Source organism: Lelliottia sp. JS-SCA-14 (genome assembly GCF_035593345.1).
In the GTDB taxonomy this organism is placed as follows: domain Bacteria; phylum Pseudomonadota; class Gammaproteobacteria; order Enterobacterales; family Enterobacteriaceae; genus Enterobacter; species Enterobacter wanjuensis.
Genome location: NZ_CP141606.1, coordinates 2,109,480 through 2,118,899, shown reverse-complemented (window position 1 = coordinate 2,118,899; position 9,420 = coordinate 2,109,480). Strand labels below are relative to the sequence as shown.

Below are 9,420 nucleotides of genomic sequence, written 5' to 3'. Positions count from 1 at the left end.
TGACTTCCAAACTTATTGCTGCGGTTAAACCGCGAGGTATTAACTTAAATCGGGTATTTTGACGCCGGCGTTATTATCAATCCCCACTAGCGACATTAAATTATTGGTGGCGGAAGAATAATTAATGGCAGAACTCCAGCCATCATATTCCGCGGTTATTTTTGACAGGGTTGCCTGCCAGACGTCCTGCTCGACGCTGAGCAAATCGTTGATACTTCTTTTGCTTAAGGTGTATTCATTTTTATAAATATCGCGAGTGCGTAAGGCATTTTGCAGCTGCACTTTTCCGGCTTCCATTCTGCCGCGCGCACCGGTCCAGTCCGCCTGGGCCACGGAGGCTTTTTGCAGCACATCAAAGCGCGCCTGTTCCACCTGGGAGGTGGCCATTGCGCGGGCACCCTGCGCCTGACGCACGCGGGCAGAGACGGCGCCGCCCTGATACAGAGGGGCCTCAACGTTCAGTCGAATTTGATCGTCCCAATAAGAACGGTTGTTCGACTCATAGCGCGTTCGCCCGCCCTGGACGCTCACCGTCGGCCAGTACTGAGATTTGGCCCGGTCGACGCCATATTGCGCGGAGGTTTCCATGGTGCTGGCGGCCAGTACTTTTGGAATCATCGAGTAATCAATGGTATCCAGCGAATCCTGCTTGTTTTCCAGGCTCTGCGGCAGGGAAGAAAGCTGCGTCGCGTTCACGCCCGTCAGGACCGCAAGCCTGGCCCGCGCACTCTGAAGCGCCGCGTTGTATTGCTGGACCGTTGCCTGCATACCGGCGATGCGCGTCTCGGTCTGGAGCTCATCCGAGTTGGAGCTTAAACCGGCATTCGAACGCAGCTGCGCCAGGCGTTGCACATTTTTGAGCGCCTTAACATTCTCTTCTGCCGCCTGTGTCAGGTCCATGTAACGCTTGACCTCAACGTAGCTCAGGGCGGTTTTTTCCGCGACGTCAGACAGCGTGTCCATCAGCTGATAACGGTAGCTGTCGCGCTGAGATGAAGTCTGGTTGATCGAGCTGTTCGTTTTACCGAAGTCATAAACGAGCTGCGTCAGGGTTAATCCCCAGGACGCGGAATTCTTCAGCGATCCGCTGGAGTCAGTGGTTTGACTATGACCCGTGCTGCCATTCAGGGCAACTTGTGGCATCCATCCACTGCGCGCTTCATCAATTTGCGCCTGTCCAATCCCCATCTGTGCCGCCTGCTGGCTAATTGAGGGATCGCGATCAAACGCAAAAAGAATACTTTCTTTTAATGAAGTTGAAGGGACAAGGGCAGTTCCCACTGGCGTGTTTAAGGCCAGTGCTCGCGGAATTAATATTGAAGCGAATATCAGTGTCGAACCGAGGAAAAGTATCTTTCTCATAATTTCGTCCTTCTCTTTCACCCCCACAAGGATGTTTTTTAATGACCACCTCTTTTATCTACCTCGAAGGGAGTAGAAGAGACTCGCATAAAGTACATATGATCCCATCCCGAAATTATCACCCAACATCAGAGTCAGCCTTGTATTAAAGACCCGCTTCCTTTGGATTAATTTCAATTAAGAATGAGCTTATTCATTAGTACTATTTAACCTGGAGCATAACAAAATGCCTTAAGTGGAACTACACCTCCAATGTTAACGACGTGTTAATAACAAGAAAAATGTTTCCCTTTACTCGGCATAATGTAAAAAGTGTGTTTTTTACTCAAATAATAAAGCGCTGTTATCAAAGGAAATATCCTCCCGGCCCACCTGTACATTTTTGAGTTAATTCCGCCATTCATCTGACACAAAGATTTTCAAAGAATCGTCAGTTTTATGATTAAGCTGATTGCTTCATGAATAATCAACGGGTAATGACCGAGCGGATAGTATGGCGTGCTGCCTTTACCTTCAAAGTAGCATTTAACACCATCATTAATGTTAATAATGGTGGTTTATCGTATATGTAATAAATAAAACAGAGTGATAACAAAGCCATTGAGTTTCAAGCCAACTGTTTATGTTTTTTAAATACTTTCTCACCTTTACTGAAAAGCACGCATAACAACAGTGAGATGACTCCCGGCCGTCAGCACACCGCAACTCATCTTCAGGCGTAAAAAAACCGCCCGTAGGCGGTTTGATTGCTGATGTGGTCAGAGCGGTTTTACAACATCCGGATCTTCAGGTAGCAAGGGATCATTCACATCAGGTGTTTCAGGGATATCGTCACCAGGAATCGGGTCATCTACAGGGACCGGATCAATTAAATCAGGACGTTCAGCCATAAAGCCTCCGTCAAATACGATGAACTCAAGCTATTTACTTTTGCTCGGTTGTTGTTTGCCGTGATCGTTTGGCTGTTTTTGTGGTTGTTGCGGCTGCTTAGGCTGCTCTTTATTCACATTTAAGATGGTGGATTTCATTTGGAACTCCGGTAGGGTAAGCAGCATTTTGCTGCTCACTAACTATACGAGGGGATTGCTGATAATTCGAGCGAGGCGACAGGCAGAATTAAGCTATCTCATTAAGATATTAAGTGTTTTAAGTGAAATTATTTTTATGCTTACCACGATGAGAAGATTCCGGGGCGCTGTCACGCCCGTTATATTGACAGCGTGTATACTCTTTAAGATGAGATTATTCGCTACCGGCTGATGGAATTGATGACCGAAAGCGAAGCGTTTCGCGCCAGTACCACGGTGGAGAAATATATCCGGACCAAAACCCATTTATCCCGCAGCGGGATACTGAAAATACTGGCCGAGCTGAAAACCGGTGGATACGTCGAAATGGACGAAGGCCGACTGGTGAAAATCAATAAACTCCCGGCGAAGTATTAGCCCACTGTTTTCTGGAAGAAAAAATAATAACAGGTGAATGTGGATGAAACAGATTGCGATTATCGGTGCCGGACCCACCGGCATTTACACCCTCTTCTCCCTGCTGAAAAACCAGACACCCCTCGCAGTGACGCTCTACGAGCAAGGCGACGAAGCCGGTGTTGGCATGCCCTACAGCGATGAAGACAACTCGCGGATGATGCTGGCGAACATTGCCAGTATCGAAATTCCGCCGCTTTTTTCGACCTACCTCGACTGGCTGCGTACCCAAAGCAGCGCGCATCTGGCCCGCTACGGCGTGGAGAAATCCACGCTTCATGACCGCCAGTTCCTGCCGCGCATTCTTTTGGGCGAGTACTACCGCGACCAGTTTGTGCAGCTGGTGCGTCAGGCCCGAGAAAACGGCTTTGCGATTAAGGTCCACGAATCGTGCCAGGTCACGGATCTCGAAGCCACGCCTGAGGGCGTCAACATCTGGGCGGATAGCCAGGCAGAACCCACGACTTACGATCTCGCGGTACTCGCCACCGGGCATGTCTGGCCGGACGATGACGAATCGACCCGCTCGTACTTCCCGAGCCCCTGGTCCGGACTGATGGAAGCCAAAATCAACGCCTGTCGCGTCGGCATTATGGGTACGTCTCTTAGCGGACTGGACGCAGCGATGGCCGTCGCCATCCAGCACGGCGACTTTATCGAGCCGGAAAATCAGCCGGTAGAATTCAGGCTAGATAAAGGCAGCGAAGCGCTCAACATCGTTCTGATGTCCCGTTCGGGCATTCTGCCGGAAGCAGATTTTTACTGCCCGCTGCCCTACGAACCGTTAACGCTCGTGAGCGAACAGGCGATCGAGGCGGAAATCGCCGCCGGATCGGACGGCCTGCTGGATCGCGTGTTTAGCCTGATGGTTGAAGAAATCGAGCTCGCCGACCCGCAGTGGAGCGCCTCCATCAATTTGCCGACGCTTAACGCCGACAGCTTCCACGACGCCTACTTCGCCGAGCGCCACAAGCACGATCCCTTCAGCTGGGCGCAGTCGAATCTCGATGAAGTCGAGCGCAACAAACGCGACAAACGTACGGTGCCCTGGCGCTACACCATTTTGCGCCTGCATGAAATGGTGCAGGAGATCGTCCCGCATCTGACCAGACAGGACCGCAAACGCTTTGACGCCGGGCTGTCGCGTATTTTCATCGACAACTACGCCGCCATCCCGTCCCAGTCGATTCGCCGTCTGCTGGCGCTGCGCGAAGCGGGAGTTATCAGCGTGGTGGCGCTGGGCGCAGAGTATGAAATGGATGTGCAGGACGACCGTACGGAGATTGTCTTCGACGGTAAAAAAGTGGAATTCGATCTGTTTATCGATGCCCGCGGGCAGAAGCCGCTGAAAACGAAAGACCTGCCGTTCCCGACCCTGCGCCAGCAGCTGCAGGAAAATGGCGATGAAATCCCGGACGTCGGCGAGGATTACACCCTGCTCGCGCCCGACAGCGTGCGTGGGCGCATTGCCTTTGGGGCGTTGCCGTATCTGATGCACGATCAGCCTTTTGTTCAGGGGCTGACGGTGTGCGCGGAGATTGGCGAGGCGATGGCGAAAGCGATAACGCAACGTGCGTCACGGGCGCGTCGTTGGTTGCCGCCGATCGAATGGTAAGGTCTGGTGGGGCGATTCAGGGCGGGTGAATTCCCGCCCTGAAAACAGTTTACTCGAAGTAAATCTGCGGATTATCAGACAGGGAGATAAAGGTTTTGCTCTCTTTATCCAGCGCCAGAATCGCGCCGCTTTCGATGTCGTACACCCAGCCGTGCAGGCGGATGGCGTTATTGCGCAGACCCACTGCCACCGATGGATGGGTTTTGATGTTGCTCAGCTGGGCGAAGACGTTTTCCTGCACCATCGCGTTCACTTTGTCGGTCGGCGTTGCCCAGGTTTTGTTCTCCACCACCGCTTTGGCGGCATCGGAGTAGCGCAGCCAGTGGGAGACCGCAGGCATCGGATCGAGATTGGCATTGTCGGCAATCGCCTTCATCGCACCGCAGTTGGAGTGGCCGCAGATCACAATGTCGGTCACGCCCAGCGCCACAACCGCGTACTCAATTGTCGCAGAGACACCGCCCGGTTCAGGACCAAATGGCGGCACGATGTTGCCAGCATTACGAATGACAAAGAGCTGTCCCGGCTCCTGCTGCGTCACCAGTTCAGGGACCAGTCGGCTGTCTGAGCAGGAGATGAAAAGCGCTTTGGGATTCTGGCTGGACGCTAAACTGCGGAAGAGTTCTTTACGTTGCGGGAAAATCTCTTTTTGAAAGCTGAGAAAACCTTCAATGATATGTTGCATAGCAATGTCTCTTTTATCTGTTTTAGTTTAGGCATGAAGCGATCACGCTTCCTGAGTTTACCCACCGCGCTTTATTTCATACAAGAAATATATTTCTCCCCTGATTGCATGACGATTTCATGAGCATTCTCAGTGATATTTTGTCCCTCGAACGCGCCGTACAGCCGCTCGAAGGGTACCGCTTTCAGGCGATCGGTGATCCCCTCCACCGCCGACCCGGGCAGCGGGAGCATGTTCGGGTAACTCCACATAAAGGAGACGCGGTCCGCGCCGGGTGTGACCTGCAAAATATCCCCGGCGAGCAGGACGCCGGTGTCGTTATTCCAGTGCAGTACCGTGCCGCCAGCAAAGTGCCCGCCCAGACGCAGTAGCCGGACGCCGGGCAAAATATCCAGCGAATCGCCCTGCCAGAAGTGGAGCGCCGGGCTGTCACGCATCACCCACTCCCGGTCGCTGGCGTGGAGATAGACCGGAGCGTCAAACGCCGCCGCCCAGTCCTGCATGGTGGTGTAGTAATGCGGATGGGAAATCGCGATGGCCTGGAGTCCGCCCAGCGCCTTAATCAGCGTTAGCGTGGCCGGGTCGAGCGTGGCGATGCAGTCCCACAGCACGTTGCCGTGCGGCGTTTGCAGCAGGATCGCGCGCTGGTTGATGGCAAATTTGGGGACGGTTTTGAGGCTTAGCAGGCCCGGCTCAAGCTGCTGCCATTTGTTGGTATGGCTTTGCGTCACGGTGTCGTAACTCACCCACTGTTGCCCGCCGACGGGCACATACTGGCGCTCATCGTCGCAAATCGCGCAGCGTGCGGGCGTGGTGTCATAGGATGTCCCGCAGGTTTTGCAGAGTGTGATCATTTTCCCTCCTCTTATCCGTCAGAGAAAGAGTATGGCAGGGATTGGCGTTACGTGCGGTGAGGTACTTTCCCTGACTTTTTTATCCTATAATCTGCCAACAGCAAAAACTGAACCAAGCAGGTGCATGATGGAAATTGATCTCGATAATCTGGTGTTTAACGGTCTGGAAGAAGCGCAAGAGCGCAACGCGGAACGTCTGGAAGATGCAGACAAGAAAGCGCAGGCGGTTGTTGCCGACGATGATTGCGGTGATGCGTGTAAGATTTGAGGTCTTTTGCCGGGTGGCGGCTTCGCCTTACCCGGCCTACAAAAACCGATGCCATTGATGGTTTTGTAGGCCCGGTAAGCGCAGCGCCACCGGGCGATAACCCCGCACCGAACTACTTCTTCAACCCATCCAACGCCTGCTGCGCGCACGCCTCATCCAACTGACCGCCCGGCGCACCGCCGATACCGATCGCACCGATCACTTCGTCGCCCTCTTTCACCGGCAAACCACCCGCCAGCAATAAGAACCCCGGCACATCACGCATATTCTGCGCGCCTGCGTTGCTTTGCGCGGCTTCCATCACTTTGCCGGAGGCATTTTTGGTGCTGAGCGCCGTGAAGGCTTTCATCTCGCTGGCTTTCACCGTGTGTGGACCGGCGTTATCGGTGCGCTGCACCGCTTTCACCACGCCCGCGCGATCCACCACCGTCACGCTCACCTGATAATTTTTGGCGCTACAGGCCTGAATCGCCGCGCTCGCCAGGGCATTCGCCTCGGTCAGAGAGATATTTTTCTGCGTCAAAGTATCTGCCTGAGCGGATACCGATACCATTCCTGCCACCAGCGCGGCCACCGTCATGAACTTTTTCATCGCAATTCCTCGAATGTGGGAGACAAGGCGATGCTATCGGGATGCGCGATGGAGCGATATTCGGTTGATTACGCAGGCCACCTGGTAGTTATACGGATTGCAATTTGTCGTATTCGCGCATCGCCTGCACCAGGCTGCTCACCCCGAGCTTGGCAAACAGCGCCGCGCGGTGCGCTTCGACGGTTCTGGGGGAAAGATTCAGCCGCGCCGCCACCTCTTTATTGCTGCGCCCCTCCATCAGTTCGGCGAGCACTTCGTGCTCACGCGCCGTCAGCTGTTCAAACAGCGCTTTCACCCGTTTCAGCTCCTGCCAGTTGGCCATGCGGCGCTGGCTCTCTTCGAACGCGCGGGCGAGGGTTTCGATGAGTTTATCGGCGTCCAGCGGCTTGGTGAAAAACTCAAACACGCCGGTGTGAAACGCGCGACGGCAGGCATCGACGCTGCCGTGTCCGGTCATAATGATCACCGGCAGCAGCGGCCAGGGCCACGCGCCCTCCTCCAGCCAGGTGAGACCGCCTTTGCCCGGCATGCGCATGTCCAGCAGCAGACAGCCGGTGAGCGCTTTTTCCGCGTCATGTTGCGCTGTAAACGCCTCGATGCTGGCGAAGGTTTGCACCTCCCAGTTCATTCCCGACAGCAGAAACGCCATCGACTCCCGGATGGCGGCGTCGTCGTCAATCAAATACACCACATTAGTCATGCGCGGCTCCTTTACCCGGTTCCAGTTGCAACACAATCTTCGCCCCGCCCTGCGGCGCGTTGCCGAGCGTGATACTGCCGTTCATGCGCAGCATCAGGGATTCCGTGAGCGTCATCCCGAGGCCAATCCCCTTTTCTCTGCCGCTGTAGAACGGCATAAAAGCATTCTCCAGCGCCTCGGGGCTGAACCCCGGCCCGCCGTCGGTCATGATGATTTCTATCACCTCGTTCTGGCGCTGACTGGTGATGTGCACCCAGCCGCGCGCGTTCTCCTGCTGCGCCTGAATCGCGTTGCTGAGCAAATTATGCAGCACCTGTTCGAGCCACAGCCGGTCCGCCTGCACGCGCGCGGCCTCAGGCGGGAAATGATGGCTGACGGTGATGTGCTCATTTTTGCGCTCATGCTCCAGCAAATTGCCTACGTGCTGCCAGCACTCGGCCAGATCGACCTCGCTCAGGGTGACTTTTTCCTGCACCACGTGTTCGCGAAAGCGCGCCAGCAGTTCGCCGATGCGCTGGGTCTGAACCCGCGCCGCATCGAGCGCATGGGAAACCGCCGCAGGGTTATTCTGCCCCAACTGGCGCTGCGCGCCCTGGATCCACGTCTGGGCCGCCGTCAGCGGCTGGTTGATCTCGTGCACAATCCCGGCGGTGATCTCCCCCAGGGTGTTGAGGCGCGCGTGCTGATAATACCAGGCGCGCCGCTCGGCGTTTAATCGCTGCAACCGTTGCCAGACCACGCCCGCGCCCACAGCGACAATCCCCGCCCAGCCGAGGAACAGCAGCGGGAACAGCGCCCAGGAGATTTGCAGCCAGTGCGGTTCGGCATCCGCCGTCAGCGTGAAGGGCTGGGTATGCTGGGGAAAATCGCGCTGCCAGTGCCAGAACGCGGTCGAGGGTTCTGAGGCAGTCGCCGACAGGTTGATGTGCAGAGGGGAAAACTCATGCGCCGCCGTGAGCAACGGGCGCAGATCGACTCGTACCCGAATCTGCCGCCACGGGTTGTAGAGCCAGTATTGTTCGTCGCCGAGCGGCTCAACGCGCGCGGCGTCCAGCGCACGATCGTGCGTTTTTTCCAGGGCAAGGATCTGGGGGAATTTTTTGCGCAGCGCCGTCAGGTCTTCATCGCCATTGAGCAGCGGCAGCACGGACTCGTTTTGCGTCAGCACGGCGCTGATGCCGGAGAAGAGCGCGGTGAATTCGCGATCGCGCTCCCAGAACTGGCGACGGATCTGTTCGGCATACAGCAGGACGCTGCTCAGCAGGCAGAGAATTATCCACACCACCAGGGCTCGTCGGATCAATTTTTGGCTGGTCATTCGGTCTTCAGGCGAGGTGATTTTTGCCTTAGACCTTAGCAGGTTGACCGATTAAGAACAAAAAAATGCCGATACGTTCAGGTATCGGCTGCACAGTTCGTTCCAGTAGGTCAGGCGCGTACGCCGTAACTCAGCGTGGTGTTTTGTCATGGAACCACTCCGGGTCGATGTTGGCCACATCGACGCCATACAGACTGGCAATCGGCAGCACCGATTCAATAACACGTTGCGCGCTGTTCTCCGCACTCTCTGATTTGGCGACAAAAAACCGCCGTAACGTATTCACCCAGTTTTGCATGGCCCGACTCCTCTCGATTGCGTCTGAACTCAGTTAAAACCCAAACCCGACTTAACGGAAATACCAATATCAGCTGACCATTTTCAGAATCCGCAAATGCGACGTTTCCCGTCACTTACCCGTAACACCCTGTTCACTAATAACTTTTCTTATATAGCAAAGAACATTTTCTTATTTGGCGATACATAACGCTTATGGGAGCGTATTCGAACAAAACAAAAACAACGGGATACTTGAGGGAACT

At 54.9% G+C, this 9,420-nt stretch carries 10 protein-coding genes and 1 pseudogene; 3 read left to right on the top strand and 8 right to left on the bottom strand.

Annotated features, from left to right (window positions below; genetic code table 11):
• Window positions 1-39: 39 nt before the first annotated feature.
• Together U9O48_RS10025 and U9O48_RS10020 are read right to left on the bottom strand one after the other, a co-directional pair.
• The gene (locus U9O48_RS10025; RefSeq protein ID WP_282491923.1) at window positions 40-1,362 is read right to left on the bottom strand and encodes a TolC family outer membrane protein; all 1,323 of its coding nucleotides are present in this window, start codon (window positions 1,360-1,362) and stop codon (window positions 40-42) included.
• 758 nt (window positions 1,363-2,120) lie between these two features.
• A complete protein-coding gene (locus U9O48_RS10020; RefSeq protein WP_282491924.1) occupies window positions 2,121-2,252 on the bottom strand; it encodes a hypothetical protein in 132 nt (43 codons plus the stop codon).
• Window positions 2,253-2,600: 348 nt separating this feature from the next.
• Here U9O48_RS10020 and U9O48_RS10015 point away from each other — a divergent pair.
• Window positions 2,601-2,807 (top strand): annotated as a pseudogene (locus U9O48_RS10015) (helix-turn-helix domain-containing protein); the annotation flags it as partial.
• A gap of 43 nt (window positions 2,808-2,850) precedes the next feature.
• On the top strand, window positions 2,851-4,461 hold the full coding sequence (locus tag U9O48_RS10010) for an FAD-NAD(P)-binding protein (RefSeq protein ID WP_285150208.1): 1,611 nt from the start codon (window positions 2,851-2,853) through the stop codon (window positions 4,459-4,461).
• Between the two features lie 49 nt (window positions 4,462-4,510).
• Here U9O48_RS10010 and U9O48_RS10005 read toward each other — a convergent pair whose 3' ends face one another.
• Complete coding sequence (locus U9O48_RS10005) at window positions 4,511-5,146, bottom strand: carbonic anhydrase (RefSeq protein ID WP_324724227.1); 636 nt, start codon at window positions 5,144-5,146, stop codon at window positions 4,511-4,513.
• Window positions 5,147-5,217: 71 nt separating this feature from the next.
• A complete protein-coding gene (locus U9O48_RS10000; RefSeq protein WP_324724226.1) occupies window positions 5,218-6,000 on the bottom strand; it encodes an MBL fold metallo-hydrolase in 783 nt (260 codons plus the stop codon).
• A gap of 127 nt (window positions 6,001-6,127) precedes the next feature.
• Here U9O48_RS10000 and U9O48_RS09995 point away from each other — a divergent pair, with 127 nt between their 5' ends.
• Window positions 6,128-6,268 carry a hypothetical protein gene (locus U9O48_RS09995; protein ID WP_095281773.1) on the top strand — a complete coding sequence of 47 codons (141 nt, stop codon included), beginning with the start codon at window positions 6,128-6,130 and terminating at the stop codon, window positions 6,266-6,268.
• A gap of 112 nt (window positions 6,269-6,380) precedes the next feature.
• Here U9O48_RS09995 and U9O48_RS09990 read toward each other — a convergent pair whose 3' ends face one another.
• The 4 genes from U9O48_RS09990 to U9O48_RS09975 all read right to left on the bottom strand — a co-directional run bounded on the left by U9O48_RS09990 (window position 6,381) and on the right by U9O48_RS09975 (window position 9,176).
• Complete coding sequence (locus U9O48_RS09990; RefSeq protein WP_282491946.1) at window positions 6,381-6,860, bottom strand: GlcG/HbpS family heme-binding protein; 480 nt, start codon at window positions 6,858-6,860, stop codon at window positions 6,381-6,383.
• Window positions 6,861-6,948: 88 nt separating this feature from the next.
• A complete protein-coding gene (locus U9O48_RS09985) occupies window positions 6,949-7,560 on the bottom strand; it encodes a response regulator transcription factor (RefSeq protein WP_324724224.1) in 612 nt (203 codons plus the stop codon).
• Complete coding sequence (locus tag U9O48_RS09980; protein ID WP_324724223.1) at window positions 7,553-8,878, bottom strand: sensor histidine kinase; 1,326 nt, start codon at window positions 8,876-8,878, stop codon at window positions 7,553-7,555. Before U9O48_RS09980 ends, U9O48_RS09985 begins: the two co-directional genes overlap by 8 nt.
• 130 nt (window positions 8,879-9,008) lie before the next feature.
• The gene (locus U9O48_RS09975; RefSeq protein WP_165790602.1) at window positions 9,009-9,176 is read right to left on the bottom strand and encodes a hypothetical protein; all 168 of its coding nucleotides are present in this window, start codon (window positions 9,174-9,176) and stop codon (window positions 9,009-9,011) included.
• Window positions 9,177-9,420 lie beyond the last annotated feature (244 nt).